The organism is Desulfosalsimonas propionicica, from assembly GCF_013761005.1.
Taxonomy (GTDB): Bacteria; Desulfobacterota; Desulfobacteria; order Desulfobacterales; family Desulfosalsimonadaceae; genus Desulfosalsimonas; species Desulfosalsimonas propionicica.
The window spans coordinates 116,430-139,933 of sequence record NZ_JACDUS010000003.1 but is presented as its reverse complement, the minus strand read 5'-3'; the positions used below and the strand labels follow the sequence as shown (position 1 = coordinate 139,933).

19 protein-coding genes are annotated in these 23,504 nt (G+C 56.3%); 6 read left to right on the top strand and 13 right to left on the bottom strand.

The genetic code is table 11. The annotated features are described in order from the left end of the window. Positions 1 to 310: 310 nt before the first annotated feature. The 7 genes from HNR65_RS06620 to HNR65_RS06590 all read right to left on the bottom strand — a co-directional run bounded on the left by HNR65_RS06620 (position 311) and on the right by HNR65_RS06590 (position 9,632). Complete coding sequence (locus tag HNR65_RS06620; RefSeq protein WP_181550691.1) at positions 311 to 862, bottom strand: cytochrome c3 family protein; 552 nt, start codon at positions 860 to 862, stop codon at positions 311 to 313. Then, positions 859 to 2,091, bottom strand: coding sequence for a hypothetical protein (locus HNR65_RS06615; RefSeq protein WP_181550690.1), 1,233 nt, complete (start codon positions 2,089 to 2,091; stop codon positions 859 to 861). Before HNR65_RS06615 ends, HNR65_RS06620 begins: the two co-directional genes overlap by 4 nt. Beyond that, positions 2,088 to 2,615 (bottom strand): DUF3341 domain-containing protein, encoded by a 528-nt coding sequence (locus tag HNR65_RS06610; protein ID WP_181550689.1) that lies wholly within the window; start codon positions 2,613 to 2,615, stop codon positions 2,088 to 2,090. Before HNR65_RS06610 ends, HNR65_RS06615 begins: the two co-directional genes overlap by 4 nt. Next, on the bottom strand, positions 2,608 to 3,921 hold the full coding sequence (nrfD, locus tag HNR65_RS06605; RefSeq protein ID WP_181550688.1) for an NrfD/PsrC family molybdoenzyme membrane anchor subunit: 1,314 nt from the start codon (positions 3,919 to 3,921) through the stop codon (positions 2,608 to 2,610). Before nrfD ends, HNR65_RS06610 begins: the two co-directional genes overlap by 8 nt. Before the next feature lie 37 nt (positions 3,922 to 3,958). Then, positions 3,959 to 6,910 (bottom strand): molybdopterin-dependent oxidoreductase, encoded by a 2,952-nt coding sequence (locus HNR65_RS06600; protein WP_181550687.1) that lies wholly within the window; start codon positions 6,908 to 6,910, stop codon positions 3,959 to 3,961. A gap of 14 nt (positions 6,911 to 6,924) precedes the next feature. Beyond that, on the bottom strand, positions 6,925 to 8,274 hold the full coding sequence (gene aceA / locus HNR65_RS06595) for an isocitrate lyase (protein ID WP_181550686.1): 1,350 nt from the start codon (positions 8,272 to 8,274) through the stop codon (positions 6,925 to 6,927). Positions 8,275 to 8,486: 212 nt separating this feature from the next. Then, positions 8,487 to 9,632 (bottom strand): methyl-accepting chemotaxis protein, encoded by a 1,146-nt coding sequence (locus HNR65_RS06590; protein ID WP_181550685.1) that lies wholly within the window; start codon positions 9,630 to 9,632, stop codon positions 8,487 to 8,489. A gap of 194 nt (positions 9,633 to 9,826) precedes the next feature. Between HNR65_RS06590 and HNR65_RS06585 the strand changes: the two genes are divergently transcribed. After that, positions 9,827 to 10,591: a YkgJ family cysteine cluster protein gene (locus tag HNR65_RS06585; protein ID WP_181550684.1), complete on the top strand. Its 765-nt coding sequence runs from the start codon at positions 9,827 to 9,829 to the stop codon at positions 10,589 to 10,591. On the opposite strand, the gene HNR65_RS06580 is transcribed toward HNR65_RS06585, so the two are convergent. Continuing rightward, on the bottom strand, positions 10,588 to 11,565 hold the full coding sequence (locus HNR65_RS06580; protein ID WP_181550683.1) for a YheT family hydrolase: 978 nt from the start codon (positions 11,563 to 11,565) through the stop codon (positions 10,588 to 10,590). The two genes, HNR65_RS06585 and HNR65_RS06580, sit on opposite strands and share 4 nt — an antisense overlap. 217 nt (positions 11,566 to 11,782) lie before the next feature. Between HNR65_RS06580 and HNR65_RS06575 the strand changes: the two genes are divergently transcribed. Beyond that, the gene (locus tag HNR65_RS06575) at positions 11,783 to 12,169 is read left to right on the top strand and encodes a NifB/NifX family molybdenum-iron cluster-binding protein (protein ID WP_181550682.1); all 387 of its coding nucleotides are present in this window, start codon (positions 11,783 to 11,785) and stop codon (positions 12,167 to 12,169) included. A gap of 34 nt (positions 12,170 to 12,203) precedes the next feature. On the opposite strand, the gene HNR65_RS06570 is transcribed toward HNR65_RS06575, so the two are convergent. After that, positions 12,204 to 12,704 (bottom strand): CBS domain-containing protein, encoded by a 501-nt coding sequence (locus tag HNR65_RS06570; RefSeq protein ID WP_181550681.1) that lies wholly within the window; start codon positions 12,702 to 12,704, stop codon positions 12,204 to 12,206. A gap of 170 nt (positions 12,705 to 12,874) precedes the next feature. Here HNR65_RS06570 and HNR65_RS06565 point away from each other — a divergent pair, with 170 nt between their 5' ends. Continuing rightward, positions 12,875 to 17,122 carry a diguanylate cyclase domain-containing protein gene (locus HNR65_RS06565; RefSeq protein WP_181550680.1) on the top strand — a complete coding sequence of 1,416 codons (4,248 nt, stop codon included), beginning with the start codon at positions 12,875 to 12,877 and terminating at the stop codon, positions 17,120 to 17,122. Positions 17,123 to 17,134: 12 nt separating this feature from the next. Here HNR65_RS06565 and HNR65_RS06560 read toward each other — a convergent pair whose 3' ends face one another. Together HNR65_RS06560 and HNR65_RS06555 are read right to left on the bottom strand one after the other, a co-directional pair. Further along, positions 17,135 to 17,965, bottom strand: a complete 831-nt coding sequence (locus HNR65_RS06560) for a putative molybdenum carrier protein (RefSeq protein ID WP_232364683.1) — start codon at positions 17,963 to 17,965, stop codon at positions 17,135 to 17,137. After that, positions 17,956 to 18,936, bottom strand: a complete 981-nt coding sequence (locus tag HNR65_RS06555) for a tRNA 4-thiouridine(8) synthase ThiI (RefSeq protein WP_232364682.1) — start codon at positions 18,934 to 18,936, stop codon at positions 17,956 to 17,958. Before HNR65_RS06555 ends, HNR65_RS06560 begins: the two co-directional genes overlap by 10 nt. A gap of 259 nt (positions 18,937 to 19,195) precedes the next feature. Here HNR65_RS06555 and nth point away from each other — a divergent pair, with 259 nt between their 5' ends. Then, the gene (nth, locus tag HNR65_RS06550) at positions 19,196 to 19,834 is read left to right on the top strand and encodes an endonuclease III (RefSeq protein ID WP_181550677.1); all 639 of its coding nucleotides are present in this window, start codon (positions 19,196 to 19,198) and stop codon (positions 19,832 to 19,834) included. Here nth and HNR65_RS06545 read toward each other — a convergent pair. Next, positions 19,831 to 20,295 carry a DnaJ domain-containing protein gene (locus tag HNR65_RS06545; RefSeq protein ID WP_232364681.1) on the bottom strand — a complete coding sequence of 155 codons (465 nt, stop codon included), beginning with the start codon at positions 20,293 to 20,295 and terminating at the stop codon, positions 19,831 to 19,833. The two genes, nth and HNR65_RS06545, sit on opposite strands and share 4 nt — an antisense overlap. Beyond that, positions 20,295 to 20,762 (bottom strand): HAD family hydrolase, encoded by a 468-nt coding sequence (locus HNR65_RS06540; protein ID WP_232364680.1) that lies wholly within the window; start codon positions 20,760 to 20,762, stop codon positions 20,295 to 20,297. Before HNR65_RS06540 ends, HNR65_RS06545 begins: the two co-directional genes overlap by 1 nt. Before the next feature lie 482 nt (positions 20,763 to 21,244). Here HNR65_RS06540 and HNR65_RS06535 point away from each other — a divergent pair, with 482 nt between their 5' ends. Beyond that, positions 21,245 to 21,733 (top strand): hypothetical protein, encoded by a 489-nt coding sequence (locus HNR65_RS06535; RefSeq protein ID WP_181550676.1) that lies wholly within the window; start codon positions 21,245 to 21,247, stop codon positions 21,731 to 21,733. After that, positions 21,705 to 23,504, top strand: a complete 1,800-nt coding sequence (locus tag HNR65_RS06530) for an adenine deaminase C-terminal domain-containing protein (RefSeq protein WP_232364679.1) — start codon at positions 21,705 to 21,707, stop codon at positions 23,502 to 23,504. The genes HNR65_RS06535 and HNR65_RS06530 overlap by 29 nt, the downstream gene beginning before the upstream one ends.

Below are 23,504 nucleotides of genomic sequence, written 5' to 3'. Positions count from 1 at the left end.
TGGTTTCGTAAAAGTTTTTACATGGTTTCCATGTTTCTCAGAAAGGAAGCCCTGCGGTTGTTGTCAGTTTTTTCGCTCCTGACCGTTTACAAATTTTTCCGTAAACGCTCAATGTCGCTCCAAAAACCGACCCTGCCCTTGGACTTCCATAGAACTCGATTCTATCAGCCATAGTGCCTTGCGGAAATGAGACAATTTGTCCAAGTTCAAGGAAGGCAAAAATTTGAACCACAGACATACTCCTGTATTTCGAGGATTCAAATTTGAGCCTGACGCAGAAATTGGGCAAATTGGCCATTTCCGCAAGGCACTAGTTGTGGCAGGCCAGCCAGCAATCCAGATTGGCCTCCTCTGCCCGGTGACACTCCAGGCAGAATCCCATTTCAAACGCCCTTCCCTTCAGCCGGTCCTTTTCTTCCACCTGCCCGTGGCAGGAGGCACACGCCACATCCTTTTTGATGTGACGCTGGTGATTAAACATCACATGCTCGGGCAGGTAATTGACCCGCCGCCACGGTGTGGGCGTATCCGTGTTAAAATATGTATGCTCCTTCTGGATTTCCGGATGTCCGGCGATGATGTGATCATGGCAGAACAGGCACTTTTGCACCTCCGGCACCCCGGGATAAGTGGATCTTTCCACAAACGGATGGCAGAACCGGCAATCAATGTCCTTGATACCGGCATGGACCCGGTGGGAAAAGGCAATGGGCTGCTCCGGGCCCATGGCCGCAGACGGATACACATACACCAGGTATGCAAATACCCCCCCCAGCCCTGCCGCCAGAATCACAAAGACTACAGGCCAGCGGTTTAGCGAAACTGCTGCAAAAAAGTTCTTTATCCGGTCAAAGGGTTTCATGATTCGCCCTGTTCTTCAGTGCCGGGCTGTGTGCCCGCGGCTGCCGGGAGTCCGGGAAACTGGCCCAGATATACGGCCACACAAGCCGCAAGCAGACCAGCAAAGCCGAAAAACATAAACACGTCAGCAGCTGACAGCAAAACCCCGCCTCCTGGTTCAAGGGCCGGTCCCAATAGCAGGTAATGCTCCAGCCACATGCCCGCGATCACCACCGTGCACAACAGCATCATAAACCAGGGCACGGTCTTGATATTCCGGTTTAACAAGATCAGAAACGGCCCGATAAAACAGACGATAAACACGATCCAGGCCACCCGGTTCCAGGGGGCCAGCATGGTGCGCTCAATAACATACACGGTTTCCTCGGAAATATTGCCGTACCAGATCACCACCAGCTGGCAATAGAAAAAATCCGCCCATGCCAGGCAGAAGGCCAAAAACAGCTTTCCCATGTCAATAAACTCGGGCCGGCTCAGAGTGAAATCCGTTTTACTGCTGGCATGCAGGCCCGCTGCAAGAATGATCAGCGCGCCAAAACCCACGTAAACAGCCTTGATAAAAGTGTAGGCCCCAAACAGGGTGGAATACCAGTGCGGGTCTGCGGCCATGACCAGGTCAAACCCGATCAAAGACAGCACAAAGGCAAAAGCCAGCAGATAGAGAACCCCGAACACGTATCTGCGGTGGGCATATGTCTCACTGTCACCCTCCCGGGCGGCCCAGAACCCGGCCAGGCGATGCTGGAGGGCAGATCCCGGATTTTCCCGATCCACCCGGAACCACAGGCTGTAATACAGATAGGCAAAGCCCAGCCCATATAGGATCAGCAGCCCGATGATGTCCCGGGAAAACAAAAACCCCACGTTTAACCACACCTCCTTGCCGTGCAGATCCTGGCCCATCCAGGGAAACACGTAGGCCCGGCCGAAAAACAGCCCCAGAAACAGGACAAAGGACACCGGAAAAAATGCGGCAAACGACTCGGCCAGGGCCGAAAGCCGGCGACTCCAGCGGGCGTGCACGGTATTCATCATAGCGGAAAACACCAGCCCGCCCTGGGCCACTGCGGAAAATAGCAAAAAATTGACCAGATAGGCCCGCCAGGCCGTTTCAGGCCTTCCCAAAAGCAGACCGGCCGCAAAAGCGGCCACCCCCAGGCCCGCCAGCGCCAGGCAAATCGCATAAATGCGCCTTCTTGACTTTTGCTGATCCCGGATCTGCTGTGTCACGATTCCCCGCCCGTAGCCGATTCTTCGGGCACTTCCGCGCCCAGTTGGGTTAAAATTGCCTGCAGTTCCTGTTGTTTGCTTACATCGCAGTCCACCACCACCCCGAACCGGTCAGAGGCGCACCGGGTGACCCGGTGGGGCAGGTCCTGATAGGCCGGCAGCCGGGCCAGCAGAATCAGGCCGAGCACGTTGCCAAACACAGCAAACAAAATCGTGAACTCAAAGCCAACGATAAAAAACGGCACATAGGACAGCACCGGCTTGCCGCTGACCATCAGGTCCCAGCGCGTGGCCGTAAACACGGCCAGAAAATATCCCAGAAAAAATCCCATCACCCCGCCCAAAAGCGTAAACCACCCCACCATGCTTTTTTTGACCCCGAGAGCCTTTGATATGGCCTCGCTGGGAATGGGGCCGTGCACATCTGCAACAGACCAGCCGGTATCGCGCAGGGTTAAAATGGCTTTGGCCGCCCGGCTGTCATCTGCAAAAAGGGCGGTTAACTGTGTATAGCCGCTATTCATGGGCTGTTTCCTGATGCTGCAGTTCCTTCATCTCGGTCATGGAAATGGCCGGCAGATGCTTGACAAACAAAAAATACAAAAAGAAAAACAGGGAAAAACTGCCCAGCATGATCCCGTACTCGATTGCCGTGGGCGCATATTGACCCCAGGCATTGGGCAGAAAATCATGGGACACGCTGCTGATGATAATCACGAACCGCTCAAACCACATGCCGATATTAACCACGATGGAAATCCCAAACAACCAGAAAATGTGGGTGCGGATGCGTTTGAAGAAAAACAGCAGGGGCACAAGAGAATTGCAGACCACCATGATCCAGTAGGAAAGCGCGAACCCGCCGGTGGAGCGGAATGAAAACACTTCCATTTCCACGGTGTTCTGACTGTACCAGGCAATGAAATACTCGGTGCCGTAGGCAAATCCCACGATCAGGCCGGTAAACACGATGGTCTTGGCAACACTTTCCAGCACGTGCATGGTGATGATGCGCTCTGCCCTGAAAATTTTTCGCATAGGGATCATCAGGGTCAGCACCATGGCCAGGCCCGAGTGAATGGCGCCGGCCACGAAATACGGAGCGAATATGGTGGTGTGCCAGCCCGGAATCACGCCCAGGGCAAAGTCCCAGGACACCACGCTGTGCACGGATATCACCAGGGGCGTGGCAAGGGCGGCAAACAAAAGATAGCCCCGGGTGTAATGCCGCCAGTGCTCGTATCTTCCGGTCCATCCAAGGGAAAGCACGGAAAACACCTTTTTCCGAACGCCCGTGGCCCGGTCCCGGATGATGGCCAGATCCGGCAGCATGCCGGTGTACCAGAAAAGCACGCTGACAATCAGGTAGGTGCTGATGGCCACCACGTCAAACATCAGCGGCGACTGGAAATTGGGCCACAAGGTACGCTGATTGGGAACAGGCAGCATGTAGTAGACCATCCACACCCGGCCCAGGTGAATAAACGGAAAAAGGCCGGCCGTGCAAACGGCAAACACGGTCATGGTTTCAGCAGCCCGGGCAATGGGATTTCGCCATTGGGCCCGCAGCAGATACAAAATGGCCGATATCAGGGTCCCGGAATGGGCAATGCCCACCCAGAAAACGAAATTGATCAGATAGGTGCCCCAGTTGACCGGGCTGTTCTGGCCGCCTGCGCCGATGCCCACCATGATCTGCCAGCCCCAGCAGAAAGCGCCAACCAGGACCCCGCAAAACAGCAGTCCCACCACGCCCCAGTAAAACCGGCCCGGCGGCTCCAGGGTGGCGGCAACAGTGTTGTCAATTTCCTGAAATGAAAGTTTTTCCATGGCCTCAGATCTTGATGCCTTCGTAAAAAGTCGATTTTCAGATGGCGCCGTCCTTGTGCACCACTTTTTTGAGATATATCACAGCCGGCTTGGTGTTCAAATATCCCATGACCTGATATGCCCGGCGGTCTCTGACCATCTGCGATACCCGGCTGTGTTCATCCATGAGACTGCCGAATACCAGTGCGTCTGTGGGACAGGTCTGCACACAGGCCGGTGTCACCTCGCCGTCTCTGATCTTTCTGTTTTCATCCTTTGCCCGGCCATGGGCTGCCTTGATGCGCTGGACACAAAAGGAGCATTTTTCCATGACCCCCTTGCTGCGCACCGTGACATCCGGGTTGAGCTGGAGATTTAACGGCTCCGGCCATTTCCAGTCAAACCAGTTAAAGCGCCGAACCTTGTAGGGGCAGTTCTGGGCGCAGAACCGGGTGCCGATACACCGGTTGTAAATCTGGTTGTTTAGCCCCTCCTTGCTGTGGTGGGGGGCGTAGACCGGGCAGACCGACTCGCACGGGGCATTGTCGCAGTGCTGGCAGAGCATGGGCAGAAAAACGGAATTTTCCGGATCATCAATCTGCCAGTAGCGCTCAATGTGAATCCAGGACATCTCCCGGCCGTTTATGATCTGTTCCTCTCCGGCCACGCCCAGGTTGTTTTCCGCATAACAGGCCGCCGCACAGGCGCTGCACCCAATGCACCGGTCCAGGTCCACCACCATGGCCCAGCGGTAATCCTCGTGATCATGCGGGGGGTAAAAATCCCGGTGCTTGTCATAGCCCCCGGGCAGGGGCAGGGTCAGGGGAAAATCGTGCATGGCCAGTCCGTGTTTTTTTTCTTTTGCCGGTTTGGCCAGATCGTCTGCGGCAACAGTGAGCGCGATTTTCCGGCCGTGGGGGTCCATGCTGCCGGCCGTGGCGGCAAGCTTCTGCTTTTGCCCGGTTTTTTCCACTTCCAGGGCACCGGTTTGGCACACGGCAATGTCTGCGGCAAATCCGGATTTCACGGAAAAAAGCAAAAACGCGTTTGCCCCCTGCCCTTTTGCATACCGGCCCCCTGCGGTGTGTCCCTGGCCGGCATAAAGACCCATCACCCCGGGATGAATATCTGAGGTTTCATATACCGGCGCCTGGATTTGTCCGTGGGCGGTGCGGATGCGCACCACGTCCTCATGACCGATGCCAAGACTTGCCCCGGTGTCCGGATGCACCAGTACCGGGCTCTGCCAGGCCACCTGGGTGACCGGGTCCGGAATTTCACAGGCCCAGGGCAGGTCTGCCGCACGTCCGTCAAAGAAACGTACAGACGGCAGGGCGGCAAAGGAAAGGTTTTGCTCATTGCCGGAAACGGAAATCCTGGTGAGCCATTTTGCAAACCCGGGCTCCTGCAGCCGGGGCTTTTCATGGGCCTGTTTTGACCGGGGCAGATCAAACAGTCCACCTTTGCGCACGGCCTGCATCCAGGTCCGGGTATCTGAGACCGGGTAATTTTGCTGCACATGCGAGAGCAGTGCCTCTTTGGCGTTTGCAGTGTTTTGCGCTGCATCCGGGGCGACCTGCAAAAACACATCCGTAATACAGGGCGCACCATGCAGGGGTTTCATGGCCGGCTGACACAATGACAGCAGGTCCGGGTATGCGCTATACTCATCCCAGGATTCCAGGGCCAGGCTGGTGGGAAACACCAGGTCCGCACATTGGGCGGTCTCGTCCATGAAATTGGAAAAACTCACCACAAAGGCATCGGTCTGCTCAAGGCGTTCCTTTATCTCCGGGCCGAGGGCGTATACGGGATTGATCTGGTTTAAAAGCACCACATCCGGGGCTTGGGCGCCGATGTGATCGAAAAAATCCAAAATCTGCAAGTGGGATGCAGCCTTTTGAACGCGGTGCGGCCGGGTAAAATCCATTTTTCCAAGACCCGGGTCCAGCAGGTAGTTGAGCAGGTTGACCGCAAACTCGGTCTGCACGTCACAGGCATCTGCCGCAGTTGTCGGGCCGCCCAGCACCAGGGGATTTTCCGCCTCTGAAATGGCCGCGGCCAGGCGCTGCCAGGCATCCGGGTTGATGCCGGACATGGCGGTCACCTGGTTGTCATCAAAGGGGTCTGAAGCCGCCCGGATTGCTTTTGCGGTCCTATCCGGGATGTTCCGGGGCGGGTTTTGTTCCATGACCCGGCGGATCAAGCCCAGGCATATGGCCGCTTCAGTGCCCGGGGCGCAGGAAAGCCAGCAATCAGCATTGGCCCCGGTGATGCCCCGCCAGGGGCTGACATGAAAAAACCGGCCCTTTGCAGCTCCCTGCCAGGCGTGCATGGTTTTAAACTGCCGGGCATATTCCACCGGCGAAAGCCAAGTTTCGCAGAAATCCGCGCCAAAGCCCACAAGAAGATCAGCCTCCCGGATCTTCCAGGAACCGATGGCATTTACACCGAAAACCTGCTGGTTTGCCGCCCGGATCTTTTCAAAGGAAAAGGGCTCAAAAACAAGGAGCTCTGTGCTGTTTGCCGCTGCAAGGGCTTTTTTGAAAACATCCATGCGCATGCCGCCTTCGATTTGCGTGACCATGCGCACCCGGTTTTCGCCTTTGGCTGCAGCGGCTTTTGTTTTTTCCGCCACCAGGGCCAGGGCCCTGTCATACCCGATGGTTTTCCAGGTGTTGTTTTCCCTGATGCGGGGCTTTTTGAGCCGGTCCGGATGGTAAATTTCCTGGAGGGCGGCCTGGCCGCGGATGCAAAGCTTTCCACTGTTGATCGGGTGCAGGGGGTTGCCTTCAAGCTTGATAACACGCCCCTCCCGGTTTTTGGCCAGCACCCCGCAGCCGGCCGGGCACTGGCGGCAGGTTGAGGCATACCAACTGGCCCTGCCCGGGGTCATATCGTCTTCGAGCCGGACCAGAGAATAGAGGTTTTTCTCATTTTCCAGGGTGCATGCGGAAGCAAACGCCAGGCTCCCCATGCCCGCAAGTTTCAGAAAGGTTCGACGATCCATGCGTCAAAACCCCTTTACTTTTTGGTAAACTGAGAGCTTTCGGTGGAATCCGCCATGGCACCGGTGGAGGCCTTGCCGCCGGTGATGGTGGTCATGACCCGGTCAAAATAGCCTGTGCCCACAAATTTCTGGTGGGTGGTGGCCATGTAGCCATCCGCCTTCTCATGTTTGAACTCCTCCTGCTGGAAGCGCGAATACGCGGCCATGCCCTCGTCGCGATAACTGCGGGCCATTTCGAACATGCCCAGGTTCAGGGAATGAAATCCGGCCAGGGTGACAAACTGGAACTTATAGCCCATGGCGCCCAGCTCCCGCTGGAACCGGGAAAGAGCGGCATTGTCAAGGTTGGCCTGCCAGTTAAACGATGGCGAGCAATTGTAGCAAAGCAGCTTGTCCGGGTACCGGGCACGGATACCTTCGGCAAACTGCCGGGCCTGGTCCAGGTCCGGCACCGAGGTCTCACACCAGACCATGTCCGCATACGGGGCATAGGAAAGGCCACGGGCAATGGCGGATTCAATGCCGGGCTGGATCCAGTGATAGCCTTCGTCGGAGCGCTCCCGGCTGATGATAAAGGGCCGGTCCCGCTCGTCAATATCGCTTGTCAAAAGCTTTGCCGCATCGGCATCCGTACGGGCGATCAAAAGCGCGGGCGCCCCGCAGATATCTGCAGACAAACGGGCAGCAATCAGCTTGGTAATAAACTCCCGGGTGGGCACCAGGACCTTGCCCCCGAGATGGCCGCACTTTTTGGCCGAAGCCAGCTGGTCCTCGAAATGGACACCTGCAGCCCCGGCTTCGATCATGAACTTCATGATCTCAAATGCGTTTAACGGCCCCCCGAATCCGGCCTCGGCATCTGCGATCACAGGGGCGTACCAATACGGCCCGTCCTGCCTGCAGTCCAGCACCTGGATCTGGTCGGCGCGCTTAAAGGCGTTGTTGATCCGGCGCACCACGTTGGGCACGCTGTTGGCCGGATAGAGGCTCTGGTCCGGATACATTTCGCCGGCTGCGTTGTTGTCAGCCGCCACCTGCCATCCGCTCACATAAATGGCCTTCAGGCCCGCTTCCACCTGCTGTACGGCCTGGTTTCCGGTCAGCGCGCCCAAAGCCGGCACAAACTCCTCGGTATGCAGAAGCCGCCACAGGCGCTTGGCCCCGGCATCGGCCCAGGAGTACTGCACCGGAAGCGTGCCCCGCAGATGAAGGACATCTGCGGCCGTATACGGCCGGGTCACGCCCTTCCACCTGGGATCGTTCTTCCAGGACTGGTCAAGATTTTCAATTTCCTCTGTATCAATGAGATGACAGGACAGCTTTGATTCCAGCTCCACGGCCTGCTCGTTGATGGTCTTGATCATAGGGTTTCCTTTTCTCCGGGGGTTGAATGCACAGATCCGCCCGCATCAGCTGTGAGGCTGCAACGGTTTCACAGGAAAGTTAATTCCGGTTTGCAGATTTTGCACATGATTTTCTGTTTTAAACAAAATCCGAAGAAAAGCAAGACATCCTGGATGAAAAAAATAATCAATGGCTCAGACAAACATGAGGCGGGTTTTGCAACCCGCCGTTTCTAATGATTTGCCGCAATCAGCTTGACTTCGCTGTCTTCATCCGGAGGATGCAGGCGCGCCTGCATCCGGGGAGGTGAATTCGAATCTGCTTCTGTGCCCTTGATAAACAGGTTCAGGTCCCGGACGATTTTTTTGGCATTCAGCACGTAGTTTCCGATTTCCCGGGATGCGCCGGCCGATTCCTCGGCAGCCGCAGCATTCTGCTGGGTAATCCGGTCCATGTCCGCCACGGCCCCGTTGATCTCCTCAATTCCCTGGGCCTGCTGCCGGGAGGCGGCGGCAATTTCGTCCACAATGGTATTTATTTTTTCCGATATTTCCACATTCTGATCAAATGCCTTGCGGGTAAGTTCCGTGAGTTCACTGTTTTTCCGGACAACAGCAATGGTATTGTCAATCAATGCAGAGGTGTTTTTGGCCGCTTCGGCCGCCCGCTGGGCCAGATTCCGAACCTCACCGGCAACCACGGCAAACCCCGCCCCTGCCTGGCCGGCCCGGGCGGCCTCAACCGCGGCATTCAACGCCAGCAGATTGGTCTGGAAAGCGATATCATCGATATTTTTGACGATCTTGCCCGTTTCCTCACTGCTGCGGGTCACTTCGCCAACCGCTTCAGCCATTTCCGCCATATGATCGTTGACCTTTTTCACCACGATTTTGGCCTCTGATACCAAAGACTTTGCCTGCCCGGCATTGTCGGCATTGCCCTTGGTTTTTGCAGACATCTCCTCCAGGGACGAGGCGGTTTCCTCAATGGAAGCTGCCTGGGAGGCGGCATTGTCGGCCAGGGACTGATTGGACGCAGAAGCAGAGGCGGCCGAGGAATCCATCTCCACTGCCACGGACTGAAGCTCATCAGACATCATCTGCAGCCGGCCCATGAGCTTTTTGCCCACAATGATAAAATTGCCCGCCAGGATCAAAACCCCGATCGGCGTTGTCAGTTTTGTCCAGGTCAGATCCATATTTCCTGCACGGCCGGAAATAAAAGCCGCAAGAATGGTGAGCATAATGCCGGGTATCAGCCAGAAGTAAACCGTGACCAATAAGGTTTTTCCAAAAATCAACCGCAGAATGCCGCCGATAATACCGGCGGCCACACAATAAACCAGAAATTTTGTCATGATTTCAGCAAGCAGATCCATTTCTTCCTTCCAGGCTTTTTGTCCCTGTATGAAAACATCCAACACCCAACCTTCAATGTCCGCTTATCGGCGGGCGGCTGAAAAATATTAAGTTTTTTATGCAGAAACCCGCCCAACAAAAATCTGGCCGGAAATCAGAATTTCGGTTATAAATACCAGGTAATCACGTGTCACGGGCACGCAGAATCAATCAGATGCAGCCTGCCTGTCCTTGCGACTTGAAAGGAGACACCCCCCTGGACGGAAAAGAACACGTCTTTTTGTCCATGGCAGAGGCGATTGACGCCATTCGAACCGATTTCTACCAGTACCCGCCCCAGCGCCGCCTTTTCATGGACCTCTGCCCTCTGATTCTGGGACCGGACATTACGATCGCAGATGATCCCCGCTGCCAGTGCATGTGGATATCCAGGCCGGGCCGCACGCGCAAAAACCGCATGCTCCGCATCACAGCCCGGGAGCTGGGACATACCCTGATCACCGCACTGGAAAACGCGCCGCCGTCAACCGAGGTCATTGCGGAAATATGCCGAAAAACGTTTCAGACCCGTGCCGAAGTGGCCGGCAATGACAAAGGGGGCAAAACAGGGATTTTGATCGAAACGGACATGCAGGGGTTTGCGTGCAGACAGTGCGGCCGGTGCTGCCAGGTGCTGGATTACCGCCATGAGCTGTCTGCAGCCGATTACCGTCATTGGCAGCTCCTGGGAAGAAACGACATCCTGGAGCGGGTGGCCACAATCCGCCATGGCAGCCGGATTGTCTCCTATGCCGTGTGGGTGGAGCCCGGCACCCGGCGATTTTCAGAAACCTGTCCATGGCTGCTGCCGGCAGCCCCAAATCATGGATCCGGCAGATGGCTCTGCCGGATCCATGAGGTCAAGCCCGGAATCTGCCGGCAGTACCCCGGCACCCGCAAGCATGCGCAGATGACCGGGTGTGCGGGCTTTGGTGACTAATTGCCGTATCCGGCAAAAATCTCAGCCATGGCCTTTTCATACCAGACATTCAAACGGTAGTTTTGAATAAATCCGTTATGCCCGCCATGGGCATGCACGATCAGATCCGTCAGATCATTTAAGCGCAATCCGTAAAAATCCTGCACCGGAATGATCGGATCATCTTTTGAAGTGATGATGGTGGTGGCAACAGCAATATTTTCCAGGGCTTTGCCGGTGAGGGTGTAGGTCCGGAAATAATCGGCCGGCTTGTCAAACGGACTGCAGCGGGGAAGCAAATCCGCGGTGAGCCCGAGGATGGTGTTGTGCGCCAGCACACCGGAAAAATCGTACAGATCCGGATACAACTGCTGCTTGCACGCCAGGGATTTTTTCCATTTTTTCAAAAAATAATACCTGTACAAAACCGTGCGGTCCACCACGTCCGTGGCCCGGCCCGGGTCCAGAACAGGGCTGACGGCCACCACATGGGAGATTTCCGGTATGGAACGCCGCGCAAGCTCCCGGGCAATGCGAAGCGCGTAATTGCCGCCCAGGGAGAACCCGGCCACGAAAAACGAAACATTTGCGGCCAGCTTTGCCACCTGTTGCACGGCTTCAAAAACCTCGTCAAACAGGGTGCCGAAAAACAGCCCCTTGTTGAGATGATGGCTTTGGCCGTGATCGCGCAGGTTCAGACGAAAAATATCATATCCCCGGTCAAACAGGTACCCGGCGGTGGTGCGGACATAGGTGGATTGAGCGCTTCCCTCCCAGCCGTGGAGCAAAAGCACCAAGCCCTTTTTCCCGGGCTGCGGCCCGGGTGAATAAAACCCCTGGAGACGAACGCCCTGGCTGGTTTCCAGGACATGCTCCCGGGCATCATTGATGACAGCACCGGTATTGGCCGCCCGGAACCGGGCGCTTGCCAGTAACGACTGGATGTGCGGGCCTTTTAACCCGACCGGGGGAACAAACCCGTTTTGTGCAGACATTGCCGACTCCCTTTATAAAACGGATTGCTTATCAATAAATACAAAAAATCTTTCTACCGGTTTTCCGTGTTTCTTTCAAGCCGGCATATGCAAAAAAGGCATTGACAAGCCCCCGGCCAGTCATTAATTTGTTGTGAACTTTTGCGCAGAACGCAAAATCCGGCAATCTGCGGCAATCATTAAAAAAACATCTTCAGCAAAAAGGAAACAAACAGACATGAAAACAAAAATAGCAATCCCCTCGGCTTCGCCGGGCGGACTGGAAGCTTCCCTGGAAGCCCATTTCGGCCACTGCGATCTCTACACCCTGGTGGAAGTGGAAAATGATCAAATCCAGAACGTGGAAGTGGTCCCCAACATTCCCCATGAGCAGGGCGGGTGCATGGCGCCGGTCCAATATCTGGCGGACAAACAGGTGCAGAAATTGGTGGCAGGAGGAATGGGAATGCGACCGCTTATGGGATTTAATCAAATGGGAATTGAGGTCTATTACGGTGAACAGGCCCCGACCGTGGGCTCTGCCGTGGACGCCCTGATCAGCGGCCGGCTTCGCCAGTTCACCCAGAATCACACCTGCGGCGGCGGAGCAGGCGGCTGCCATTGATTTAAACACCCGTCAGAGACCATCTGACGGGCTTTTATTCTTTTTCCTGCCTGGTGCCGGAACGATCTGCCCGGCCCCGGTGCCAGGCCCAGTTCTCGTAATACTCCCAGCTGGCAATGCGATTGAGTTCCCTGATTTTCCGGTCTTTTTCCAAAAGACTGGAACGCAGTACATCTCCGATGGACAGCAGGCCAGTGCATTCCTTGTCTTCCATGACCAGGATATGGCGGATAAAAAGTCCCAGAAACATCTCCTCCAGCCGCTCTGAGGGTGTATCCGGAGCAACCGAAACCAGATCGGTATGCATGTAATCATCCACCACAGCCTTCCGGGAATCAAAGCCGGGCTCCAGCATATTGTTCAAAAAATCGCGCTCTGTCCATATTCCGGAAATCCGCCTTTCCCTGCCGATTAGCATGGATCCGATATTGTGAATGGCCATCTGCCGGATCACCTCGATCACCAGGGATCCCGGGGGCATGGACACCAGGCGTTGGGTCCGTTTTTCCTGCAATATTTCGGCTGCTGTTTTCATGTTCTTCTCCCTGTTGATACCATGATTGCAAAAACATAACGCCGCCCCGGCCGGTGCGCAAACAGATGACCCGGGCCCGGCATTATATAATCTGTTTGCTATTGAATTGATTTTTTCTTATGATTTGGTAAGAATTCCGGCATCAAAGGCCTGTCCAACCCGGGGGATGGATGAAATACCAGAAACTTCTCTACTTCCTTCAAAACGTCGGTAAAAACCCGTCAGCCCTGATTTATGAAGACGAGCTGACAGGGCTCAACAACCGGCGATACCTGTTTCACCACTGCCAGAACGCCATTGACTGGCAGGCCCTTGACCGTCGGCCGGTCAGCCTGGTGATGATCAATATTGATTATTTCAAGCGGATCAACAACCAGTACGGTCACAACACAGGTGATCAGGCCCTGATCCATACCGCTGAAAGCATCCGCACGGCAGCTCCGGAAAATGGCGTCTGCGTGCGCTATGCCGGGGACAGCTTTTTTCTGCTGCTGCCGGATCACAGTAAACCCGAAGTCCGCAGCATTGCTGAAAAGCTGCTGCATCAGATCCGCAGGCAACCCTTTTCCGCCCCTGAAGCCGGAACCCGGATACCCCTGAGCCTGAGCATTGGCATTGCCGGCGCACCCGGAGACGCCGCTGACATCAAAAACCTGATCCACAAGGCTGACACGGCCATGCAGGCCGCACGCAAAGCCGGCCGGGACCGGTGCATGGATGCAGAGGAAGTCAGTGATGCCGGCGTTTTTCCCAGAACCGCCCTGCGATACCTGGAAAATGCCGGCCTTGCCGGAAGGGGCGACCAGCTGACCCGGATGCGGGAATCACTCCGGCATTTTGACCAGGGCCAAAGTCGCATGGTCATCGTGGACGGCGCCCCGGGCATCGGCAAAACCCGCTTTCTGAGCACAATTGAAAAGGACCTGGAGGAAAATTTACAGCCCGTCCGGGTCCAGGGCATCATACAGGAGGCTTTTCGACCCTATTACCTGGCCGCCTACATCGCCATGGCCCTGATGAACAGGCTGGAGGACAAGGGCCTGTCCATTTTAAAACAAGCAGATGATGCGGAAATCGACCGGCTTGCCCAGGTAATCCCCCAGATCCGGGAAGGCGAGCCCCCGCTGCCGGAAAATGCCCCTGAGGCGCGCGAGGCTGTTTTTGAATCTTTTACCCGGTTTGTCATCCGCCTGGCCGGCGGCCGCCCTCTGGCGGTGCTTGTTGACGATCTGCACTACTGCGATCCGGCCTCCCTGCACCTGATCCGGATGCTGATGCAAAGCAGACGGATTCCGGTATTTTTCTGCGGCACCGCGGCCCGGGAAAAACAGACCATCGGCGAAGCCGTGTCCCTGGACCTGTTCCGTAACGCATACTCTGAAGAACTGGAAATCCAGGACATTGCCCTGACCCCTTTGAGCCAGTCTGATATTGAAACCCACCTGGATGCCATATTCCCGGGCATTCATCTGCCCCGGGGTCCTTGCGGGGAAATGGCCCGGGTGACCCGCGGAAATCCATTATTTTTAACCGAAATCATCAGGAAAATGATCCAGGACGGCCATATTGTCAAAAAAAACGGCAAATGGACGGTGTCTCCCCTGGACAAGGAGTATTTCCCCCGCTCCCTGGAGGAAATCATCCGCTTGAAAATGAATTCCCTGGACGAGGACAGCCGGCGATTTCTGGACCAGGCATCGGCTTTCGGCGAATCCACGTTTTTAAGCATGCTTGCCGGCATCACCCGGGATTACTCGGCCCGGCTCTATGAAATCATCGACAATGCCGAGCAGCAGGGCATTGTTGAGACCGAATTTGCCGCTGATGACGAAAACATCCGGTTTTCCAGCAAACAAGTCAGGGATATTATTTACGACGGCATCAGCCCGGCGGAAAAAAAGCTGCTTCACCAACAGATCGGCATCTACCAGGAATCATTGTTTCAGCAAAACCTGCTGCCTTCTGCCGCGTTTCTGGCCCATCATTTCAGCCGGTCTGATGAAATCGAAAAAGCCCGGGAGTACAAGGAATTCCAGGACAGCTGGAACCAGTACCTGTTCCGGGAAGACGAGATGGAAAACTGGAGCGCCGATTTTGACCCGGAAGCTGTTGACCGGGAAGAAACCGGCCCGGAAACCGGACTGGGCGATGAACCCCTGCCCCCTCAGGCCCGGCAACTGGTGCCGCACCTGCTCCGTGCGCTGCTGGTGGCTGTGCGAAACACCCGGCTTTATCCGGCGGGCAGCAAATCGGTTGTCACCGCCTCAAGGGACCTGCTGCGCATACTGGAACGAATCTTTTATACCAACAGCCAGGTTTCCATCACCGTTGAAGGCGATGATCTCTGGATTAACGGGGAAAGAATCCGGGATACCGCCCCGTCCGGTGTTTCCGCCAATATCCGGGCGCTTTTTTCCCGCATGGAAATCAAAAGCCTGATATTCAAATACGGCACGGGCGAAACCGAGCTGCAGCGCGTACTCGACGAAATCAGCCAGGCGGGCAGAAAAACCATCCCCCCGGGATTCTGGAAGATTTTTGCAGACCGGAACAAGCTTGCCTGCGTGCATGTCCGCCAGGTGGCGTATACGCGGATTGAAACATCAGATGCCCCGGCAGAAGACCCGCTTGAAACCCCGGATGCCTCTCCCGAGCAAGCGGCAAAGTCTTCAGATACGCAGACCCGTCAGGCGCAAAGGATCATCGGGGCATTTCTGGGCACTTACAGCAAATTCCGCCTCTATCCCGCCGGCGGACCTGTCACCCGGGAGGCGGTGGGCATGCTCCTGGCCGAACTGCAGTCGGTTTTCGCAAGTCAGCCAGTCATTGTGTTCTCCCGGGTAAAAAACAACCTGCTCATCAACGGAACAAAGGTGGATCCCAGTGCTTTTGAGGCCCTGTATAACGGCATGATCCGCTTCATGTCCCATACCGGCATCCACAGCCTGACACTGACTTCCGGGATAACGGAAAATGATCTGAACACGTTTTTCCAGGCCTGTTTTGAATTGCCAGACCGGCACGAGCTGACCGGGTTCTGGCAGGAACTGGCAAACAGCTACAAACTATCCGGTCTTTTGATCAATCAACGCCTCTACGATGAGCAGCAAATTCACTCCCTGGCTGAAATGACGGAAGCAGAAGACGACCAGGACCATCAACACGCACCCGCCGGGGAAGACACAGCATGTGACGAATCCGAACCCCAAAGCGATGCGCCACCCGAACCCATGTCCGGCGAGGATGATCAAGTCCTTGCCGCCCGGCTGCGGGACCTGTTTTTAAAAGGGGAAACCGAACAGGTCAAAAGGATCTTGCAGCAGATGGCCCGTTTGCATGACGATTCCGGCAAAACGGAAAAAATCAGGATCCGCAACCGCTTTTACGCTGTTCTGAACCCTCCTGGATGGCAGCCGGCCGGGGCTTATCTCAAGCTGGTACTCAGCACGCTCATGCCGCTTATCGAGGCTGAAACCCACGGCCCCGCCGTGCGCCAGGCCGCAGACAGGCTTCATCAATGCGCGGCATCGCTGATTCTTTACGGGGAATACCCGGCAGCCGCCTGGATTTTCTCCCGACTCCTGCAGCATCCGGCGCTGAGCGCAGACAGCGGCATGGAGCCATCTGACCGCCCCCGGGTGCTTGGCCGGCAGCTGGATACGGAAATCGTGGACATACTCCGGGCGGACATGAAGGCTTCAGACAGGCACCGGCGCCAGCAGGCCTGCCAGCTCATCAGCACCCTTGGCACCGGGATGACCCCAATGCTCATTGAAATCATCACCCGGGAAGAAGACATCCGGGTCCGGCGGCTGGCTGCCCGGCTGCTGGCCAACTTCGGCCAGGCAGGCGCCGACCGGCTCAAGTCCGCGCTGATCAATGAAACCCGGGAAGATGCAAAAATAAAAATTCTGGAAATCATAGACGGGGTGACAACCGAGCTGAGTACAGAGCTTCGCTGCACCATGGCAGACGCCAATCAACATGTCCGCCGGGCCGCATTCCGGCTCATCCAGAAAATTGACAAGCCCGAAACCACAACTCTCCTCGGTGAACTGGCCGGCAGCCGGGATTCGGAACTGGCAGCAGAGGCCATCAATCATCTGGGCACGAGAAAATCCGCCCGGGCAGCCGGGATTCTGGGGGAATTGGCGGAGAAGAAAAACGACCCGGAACTGCTGTGCGCAGTGTGCCGGGCCATGGGCCAGCACGCCAGCGACCGGTTCCTCCCGTCTTTAGAAAAAATCTTGTTTTCACAGGGACGGGTGTTTAAAAAAAGGCTTTATCCGACCCGTGTGCGCATCGCAGCGGCTTACGCCGTCTCCAGGACACCCGGATCCCGGGCGCGGCAAATCATCGATGCGCTCAAAAACGACAAGGACCCCCGGGTCCGGGAAGCGGCGGCAATGATGCGCTAAACACCCGGGAGTTTACTTGATCACGCGCAGATGACCCATCTGCCGCAGCCGCTCCCACAACTTCCGCACGATCACGCGTACCGCCCCGGAAGCTTCCAGATCCGGTTTTTTCGCCTGCTGCCGGCAGGATTCCAGCAGCGCGGGGTTGCCGGCATCCAGGCCGAATTCTGCAAGGATCGGTTCGCCCAGGATATCTTTTAAGCCAGCCAGATCATCGCCCGGCCGGCTGGCCACCCGGGACTTGGTTTTTGCTGTCAGGCGTTCCAAAAGCAGATTCACGGCTTCATCCACGGTTGCCGGCAGATTGTTGTCCGAATCCGCGGCATCCCCCCGGCCGGGAAAAAACGCCGCAGCACTGGGCATGGCCCCGGAAATGGCATCCATGTGCAGCACCATCTCCAGCAGATTCCAGGTCAGCTCGTAAATGCTCTCATCCTTGCTGGCCCGGGGGCCGGCCACATTTAACACATGAACTTCGTGGCCCCTTAACCACTCGTAAACATCAATGGCCGCATCAAAGACAATAACGGTTTCCAGGTCCACATGGACACAGGGCTGCCCGTGTTTTTGCGCAAGCTCAAATGTCAAAAGGGAGCCGCCGGACAGCGGCCCCCGGCTGACAATCAGGGTGCCGTCCGAGTCTTCGACATTTTTTTCCGTGCGCCGGGCATAACCGCCGCCGGGCAATTCGCTCAGCCCGTACTGATCCGGAATCAGACCGTCTTCGGCCATTCGCCCCTCGGGCATCCAGCCGCCGTGGTCCATATCGTATTCAATGGCAAAATCCAGGGCGGCCCGGTCTGCACCGGTCTGGCCGCCTGAAACAATTTTGGTTATCTGCATGACAATATCATCCATTGGCTTGCAATTTCTGGGTTGACCGGAACAACGGAAATCACCCGGGCGTCTTCGCCCGGCAGGGTGACTTCAACCTCTGCGGGCTGATCGCCCGCGGCCTTGCTGTAGCCGGCGCATATGGCCGCGGCCTGCCGGATGCAGGCACCGGCGGTGTACTCCACAATGATGCCCAGGGGACCGGCCATCTGATTCATTCGGATGCGGGTATCTGCCTCCGGGTCATACAGACGGGCAATCTGCTCGTTTTCCGCCTTATTGCGGCCCACCACTAGCTTTGTGCCGGCATCCAGGCGCAGGTGCCGGCCGTATTTAAGCAAATCCAGCTCCCGCCGGAGCCATTTCTGCCTGTGGGCCATCAGGTCCTTTAAACGCGCGGCAAACCCGGCATCCGTCAGCAGGCAGCCGCCGGCCGGGGCCGGATAATCAGTGATGCCGAACTGTTTTGCCAGCGCCATCTGGGGCTTTCTGGACCGGCCGGAAAAATCGCAGAGCTGATCGCGGTCCACCAGGCCCTTTTCTTCCATGGGTGTCATTGGCAGATTTTTGGCCGACAGCGGGCGCAGGATATATCCGTCATAGCCAGAGCGTTTTTCCACGTATCGCAAAGACGGCTTGACCTGGCTCATGGGCCGCTGGCCCACCACCTCTCCGGAAAACAAAAAATCCGCGCCGAGTTCTTCCATCATTTCCCCGGCAATTCGAAACATCAGGGCATGGCAATCCATGCACGGATTGACAAACTGGCCGTAGCCCGCCGGCGGAGCTGCCAGCATGGGCAAATAGCGATCCGTGATATCTTTGACAATCAGCTCAATGCCGGTCTGCGCGGCTGCGGCCCGGGCTTTTTCCGCATCAAAAAAAGGAGTTTCAAAGCTGATCCACACCACGTCAATGCCCTGTCGGCGAAGGACAAGCCCGGCCAGGATGCTGTCCAGCCCCCCGGAACAAAGCCCCAAGGCTCTTGTTTTTTTTTTGCTGCAATCCGTGCTATGAAAAGGCAAATGATTTGTGGCGCTAGAGTAATTCATATCCATTTTTATTGACGGGTCAACATTGATGGCACCGTAAAAGTCCAATATCTGCGTTACGCGCGCTTTCTCAGAATTTCACGTACGGATAAGTACGCTGCATTCTTCGAAATCGCGCAAGCCTTGATCTTGAACTTTTTACGGCGCCATCTGAAAACCGACTTTTTACGAGACCATCAACATTCACATGACCGGAAAAAAAAATCGCATACGTGAAATTCGACAGATATTAAGGGCCCAATACCCGGATGTCAAGACGCAGTTGAAACACAACAATGCATTTGAACTGCTGGTGGCCACCATTCTCTCAGCCCAATGCACCGACCGGCAGGTCAATGCGGTTGTGGGTCCATTGTTTGAAAAATTCAAAACACCCAATGATTTTGCCGAAGCCGACGTCAAAGAGATTGAATCCCTGATCCGGCCCACTGGATTTTACAAGAACAAGGCAAAGCATATTCAAAACTGCGCCCGGGATCTGGCCGATCGATTCAACGGCCGGGTGCCGGGCAACCTGGAAGATCTGGTGTCGCTGCCCGGCGTGGGGCGCAAAACCGCAAACGTGGTGCTGGGAGCGGCCTTCGGCATTCCCGGCATGGTGGTTGACACTCACGTGGCGCGCATCTCCCGCCGCCTGGATATGACCCGCAGCAAGGATCCGGAAAAAATCGAGGCGGATCTCATGACGGTGATTCCCAAAAAGGAATGGAACGATTTTTCCCTGCACCTGATCTTCTTCGGCCGGCAGATCTGCAAGGCCAGAAAACCCGAATGCGAAAACTGCTTTCTGGCGCATCTCTGCTATTCAGCCGACAAAAGAACCTAAGGCGTTTTGCCGGTGAGGGCCTCGTAAGCCTCCTGGATTTCCAGAAAACGCTGCCTGGCCAGTTCCTGGAATTCCTCCCCGAGATGAGAGACTTTGTCGGGATGATACTGGTGGGCCAGCCGGCGGTAAGCCTCGTGGATTTCCTGACTTGATGCGCCGGGTGACAGGCCCAGCACTGCATAGGGATCCTTTTTGCCGGCTGCCTGCTGTTTGCCGCCGGCCGCCCGGCCCTGATTCCGGGAGTTTCCCGCCCCCGAACGGCCAGTGCCGAAAAACCAGCCGGCAATACGCGAAATAAAGGCGGGCCAGCGGCCGGTTTTCAGGTAATAAATCAACAGGGCCACTAGCCCGAGATCATCGAGCCTGCCGGCAATGGGGAAAAAATCAGGCAGCAGATCCACCGGGCTGATGATATAGATCAGGCCCAGCACTATAATAAGAACGACCCAGAAGGGATTCATCAGCTTCTCAGGGTGGCTTTGATGCGCAGAGGACTGGCCAGCACCCCCAGGGCCGAAAGAATGGAGGGGCAAAGCACGTCAGCAGCATTGACGGTCTCCACACAGGCCCCCTCATCGAGCAGAACGCAGATGCCAAGGGCCGATTCGGCCAGCATGAGCCGGTCATTTCTGCCGTTTCCAATGGCAGCGGTGTTTTGCGCCCCCAACTGCCTGACATAATCGCGCTTGGCGGCTGACTGGTCGCCTGCAGGCAGAATCGAAAGGCTGCAGGGCATATCTTTAAGCTCTGCAGCCGCCTTGCCGAAGGTATCGGCCGTCAGCACGTGCAGTTCCAGCTCACCGGCCAGATTTTCCAGTGCCCGGTCCACGCCGGCCACGGCCCGGCCGTCCACGGCCAGGGTGCCGTTATAGTCCATGACCACGTATTTGAGATTCAGAATGCCATATCCCGGTATATCGATTTTCAAACCCGCCCCTTTTGATTTGCTTGTGATTTTTTTAAATCCAGACCCGGGCCATCGGGCCGGATCTTTTCCTGATCCATATCAATACTAAAAGCCTGATTTTTGTCAAGTGATCGGAATTGTCCAGGAGGCAAGGCCGGAAATCATACCGGCTCTCTACCCCGGATCATCGGCCGAAGGGAAAATCCGGCTGCCTGAAAAACCCGCCAGCCGATGTCTGTTGGGCGGGCCGACGGGGGACGGGTTGCGAGTCGCATTTGAGCGCGCAAGCGGTCAGCAGCGAGCAACCCGTCCCCCCGTCGGCCCGGATGCAAAAAGCCCTGCAAGATCTTTATATTTGCAGGATGTTTCACAAAAACAAAAAATTGCCCGAAACTTTCCAACAAGTGAAATTACCTTGAAAATTCAATGACATTTTGTTACTTGAAAAATTTACTGATACAGATTTTCATTTACTTATCAAAACCAGCCAAAAAGAGGTAGACATGCCAACGCAATTTAGCAAGGAAGAATACCGGAAACTCATGGATCTGGCCATGATCGCCAGTTGGGTCCTGCACGTTTTTGAAACCGAGGAAAACCCCGAAACCCGGGATTATGACCAGGTAATCCAGAAGATTTACGAGGGGGCCCGGGAAAAAGGCCTGGGTGATCTGGTGGCCTATGACGAGCAGGCCGGCACCTGTGTTCCCACCCCGGATTACGAGGAAGAATCCGAGGTCATGGACCTGCTCGAGGATTTCGAGGACAACCTGTTCTGGTTCGGCCTGGCCCAGCGCATGGCCTTGAAAACCCTTGTGGACAAAAAGGGTATTGAAACCTATGACGAGCTTTTTGACGAGGAGAACGCCGCCCAGCTCCGGGCCCTGGAATCGCTGTTTGCCGACGAGTTCTACGAAAACGGCTTAAACAACATCCATGCAGACCTCAGCACGGATGTATCGGATGCCGACCTTCCCAAAGAGCCTCACTGAGATGGACGCCGGCACAAACGACAGCTTCGGCAATGCAGCAGCCCGGCTCATGGATGCGGCCCTGGGAAAAATCCCGGCGGACCTGGTTGTGATCAATGCCCGGGTGCTAAACGTGTTTACCGGCGAATTGCCGGAAAACTGCGGAATTTGCGTCAAAGACGGCAAAGTGGCCTATGTGGGCACGGGCGTGGAAGAAATGGCGGATTCGGATACCCATGTCATTGACGCCGGCGGCATGACCGTGATTCCCGGATTTATTGACGGCCATACCCACATGGCCGCATCCCTGGTCCCGGAAGAATTTCTCAAATATGCCATGACCGGCGGCACCACCACCATTGTCACGGAAGTCTTTGAGGGCTATTTTGCCGCCGGCCTGGCCGGGGTCACCGACTACCTGGCCGCGTGCAGAGAACAGCCCATCAAGATCTTTGCCACCGCCCCGGCCATGGTGTCCATCAGCAGCCTATCGGCCGGAATTGACACAGAAGATCTGCAGGCCCTGCTTTCCCGGCCCGAGATTCTGGGCATGGGCGAAGCCTACTGGCAGGAGGTGCTCCAGCATCCGGAGCGCTACATGGCGGCATTTGAAATGGTGCGCAAGTCCGGCAAAACCCTGGAGGGCCACACGGCCGGAGCCAGTGAGCAGAAACTGGCGGCCTATCTGGCCGCGGGCATATCCTCCTGTCATGAGCCCATTTCTGCAGAAGAAGCCCTGTCCCGGCTGCGCCAGGGACTTTACGTGATGATCCGCGAGGGCAGCGTGCGAAAAGACCTGGAAGCCGTATCCGAAATCCGGCACAAAAACATCGATCTGCGCCGGGCCGCACTGGTCTCAGATGGCATCACCCCCGAGGCGCTAAGCCGGTCCGGCTACATGGAAACCATTGTGCAAAAAGCCATTGACCTTGGCTTTGCCCCTGTGGACGCCATCCGCATGGCCACCTTAAACGTGGCCGAGCACTTCCGGATGGATCTGCAGATCGGTGCCGTGGCCCCGGGGCGGGATGCGGATTTTGTGCTTATACCCGATATTTCCACCATCTGTGCCCGGTGCGTGGTCTCCCGGGGGAAGGTGATCGCGGAAAACGGCAAACTGCTGGTTTCCCCAAGGCCCCACGTGTTTGCCCAAACCGCTTACAACACCGTGCGCCTGCCAAGGGACCTGGATGCGGCCGACTTTGCCGTCACCGCCCCGGATTTGGAACCTGTTCAGCGCGTCCGGGTCATGGAAATGGTCACTGACCTTGTCACCCGGGAAAAAATCATGGACCTGCCCGTGATCAACGGCGGGATTGCGGCAGATCCGGAAAACGACATTGCCAAGGCAGCGGCTGTCAACTTCCGCCAGGACCCGGGCAGATGCTTTACAGGGCTGGTAAAGGGATTTGGCATAAAGGCCGGGGCAATGGCGGCAAGCGGCGCCTGGGACACCTCGGATCTTGTGGCTGTAGGGGTCAATGACGCGGACATGGCCGCTGCAATCAACCGGGTCAGTCACAACAGCGGCGGCATTGTTGCTGTAAAACACGGCCGGGTGATCGGTGAACTGGCCCTGCCCGTTCTCGGGGTCATGACAGAACAGCCCATGGCAGACATCATCGAAGCCAACCGCGAAATCAAATCCGCTGCAAGCTCCCTTGGCATCGGCTTTCCCGATCCGGTGCTGAGCCTTTTGACCCTTACCGGGGCGGCCATCCCGTTTATCCGGCTCTGCGAGCAGGGGCTGGTGGACCTGAAAACCGGCCAACACCTGGACCTGTTTGCATAA

What these genes read in the sequence shown, in the direction of transcription:
- HNR65_RS06620 (WP_181550691.1), bottom strand. Translation starts at nt 862, where the DNA reads ATGAAACCCTTTGACCGGATAAAGAACTTTTTTGCAGCAGTTTCGCTA.
- HNR65_RS06610 (WP_181550689.1), bottom strand. Translation starts at nt 2,615, where the DNA reads ATGAATAGCGGCTATACACAGTTAACCGCCCTTTTTGCAGATGACAGC.
- nrfD (WP_181550688.1), bottom strand. Translation starts at nt 3,921, where the DNA reads ATGGAAAAACTTTCATTTCAGGAAATTGACAACACTGTTGCCGCCACC.
- HNR65_RS06600 (WP_181550687.1), bottom strand. Translation starts at nt 6,910, where the DNA reads ATGGATCGTCGAACCTTTCTGAAACTTGCGGGCATGGGGAGCCTGGCG.
- aceA (WP_181550686.1), bottom strand. Translation starts at nt 8,274, where the DNA reads ATGATCAAGACCATCAACGAGCAGGCCGTGGAGCTGGAATCAAAGCTG.
- HNR65_RS06590 (WP_181550685.1), bottom strand. Translation starts at nt 9,632, where the DNA reads ATGGATCTGCTTGCTGAAATCATGACAAAATTTCTGGTTTATTGTGTG.
- HNR65_RS06585 (WP_181550684.1), top strand. Translation starts at nt 9,827, where the DNA reads ATGCAGCCTGCCTGTCCTTGCGACTTGAAAGGAGACACCCCCCTGGAC.
- HNR65_RS06580 (WP_181550683.1), bottom strand. Translation starts at nt 11,565, where the DNA reads ATGTCTGCACAAAACGGGTTTGTTCCCCCGGTCGGGTTAAAAGGCCCG.
- HNR65_RS06575 (WP_181550682.1), top strand. Translation starts at nt 11,783, where the DNA reads ATGAAAACAAAAATAGCAATCCCCTCGGCTTCGCCGGGCGGACTGGAA.
- HNR65_RS06570 (WP_181550681.1), bottom strand. Translation starts at nt 12,704, where the DNA reads ATGAAAACAGCAGCCGAAATATTGCAGGAAAAACGGACCCAACGCCTG.
- HNR65_RS06565 (WP_181550680.1), top strand. Translation starts at nt 12,875, where the DNA reads ATGAAATACCAGAAACTTCTCTACTTCCTTCAAAACGTCGGTAAAAAC.
- HNR65_RS06560 (WP_232364683.1), bottom strand. Translation starts at nt 17,965, where the DNA reads ATGCAGATAACCAAAATTGTTTCAGGCGGCCAGACCGGTGCAGACCGG.
- nth (WP_181550677.1), top strand. Translation starts at nt 19,196, where the DNA reads ATGACCGGAAAAAAAAATCGCATACGTGAAATTCGACAGATATTAAGG.
- HNR65_RS06545 (WP_232364681.1), bottom strand. Translation starts at nt 20,295, where the DNA reads ATGAATCCCTTCTGGGTCGTTCTTATTATAGTGCTGGGCCTGATCTAT.
- HNR65_RS06535 (WP_181550676.1), top strand. Translation starts at nt 21,245, where the DNA reads ATGCCAACGCAATTTAGCAAGGAAGAATACCGGAAACTCATGGATCTG.
- HNR65_RS06530 (WP_232364679.1), top strand. Translation starts at nt 21,705, where the DNA reads ATGCCGACCTTCCCAAAGAGCCTCACTGAGATGGACGCCGGCACAAAC.